Source organism: Veillonella absiana (genome assembly GCF_032970865.1).
GTDB lineage: Bacteria > Bacillota > Negativicutes > Veillonellales > Veillonellaceae > Veillonella > Veillonella absiana.
The window spans coordinates 1-1,146 of the sequence record NZ_JAWJZB010000022.1 but is presented as its reverse complement, the minus strand read 5'-3'; the positions used below and the strand labels follow the sequence as shown (position 1 = coordinate 1,146).

Annotated in this window: 1 protein-coding gene and 1 pseudogene; one reads left to right on the top strand and one right to left on the bottom strand. The window is 37.8% G+C overall.

Features of this window, described 5'->3' with window-relative positions:
- Nucleotides 1-108: 108 nt before the first annotated feature.
- Complete coding sequence (locus RVY80_RS10165; RefSeq protein WP_317330541.1) at nt 109-696, top strand: DUF2202 domain-containing protein; 588 nt, start codon at nt 109-111, stop codon at nt 694-696.
- A 274-nt stretch (nt 697-970) separates the two neighbouring features.
- Here the strand turns inward: RVY80_RS10165 and RVY80_RS10300 are convergent.
- Nucleotides 971-1,146: pseudogene (locus tag RVY80_RS10300) on the bottom strand (IS30 family transposase); the annotation flags it as partial.

Here is a 1,146-nt window from a genome sequence, read left to right as displayed (position 1 = left end):
TTTTTGCTTTTTCGTTAGGTGTGTACTGTGTTCGTTTCATAGTGCCTCCGTTTGATTAAATATTACATTCAACCTAACTTAAAAAGCAACTTTTAGTGGTCTAAATTCTTGGGTCCATTATACACTTCAAAAGATACTGCTTTAGAAACGACCCCACCTGTACAGGAAACCACTAGTCAAGAACCAGCAACTACTCAGCCTATAGATCATAATGTTGACATCGATCCAGCCCCACTTACCGACACCGACAAATCGCTATCTCTTGAAGGGTACGGTGCAAAAGGCGCACTTGCAGATAAAAATTTAACTATCAATGATATGCTGATGTACGCAGTTCAAGATGAATACTTGGCTCACGGCGAGTATTTGGCTATTGTGGACAAGTTCGGCAGCCAGAAACCTTATACTAATATTATCAGCGCCGAAGAAACGCATCTCGCTTATTTAAAAGAAGTATATCTTGCATATGGACTTGATTTTCCTGCTGATGAGTCAGCCGGTCATATTGTTGTACCTGCTAATTTGCTCGAAGCAGCAGAGACAGGTGTCCAAGCTGAAATAGATAATATTGCGATGTATGAACTTTTCTTGACATATGACTTGCCTGAAAACGTCTTTGAAGTATTCTCTGCACTGAAGAGCGGCTCTGATAGACATCTGCGGGCTTTTCAAAAGCAGGTTGATAGACTAAAGTAATAATTATCTTCAAATTAGTTTAAAAATGCTAAAATAACATCTCAGCTGCAAATATTTAAAATCCGAAGAAAATTTCAGGAGTGGAAACAAATAACACCAGCTGCGTATTCGGAAATATGAGAAAAAAGCTCCTCGCCGCTAGTAAGAATTAGCAACGGGAGCTTTTTTTTGGTTCTTCACGCTTTTTTGTGAGATAAAAATAATAACATATAAAATTGGCATTGAAAAAGAGCTAAAATTGCAAGTTCAAATTGAACACCTTTAACCAAATAATTTAAGCTGCATAGACGGTATCTAAATAAGCTTCAAATAAATCATCAGGCGTATTATACCCAAGGGACTTTCTAGGTAATGAATTCATATCCTCTGCAAACCAGAGAATCTGCTCAGCAGAGTAGTTTTCGATAGACTTTCCTTTAGGTACGTACTTTCTGAAAATGCGATTGTGAC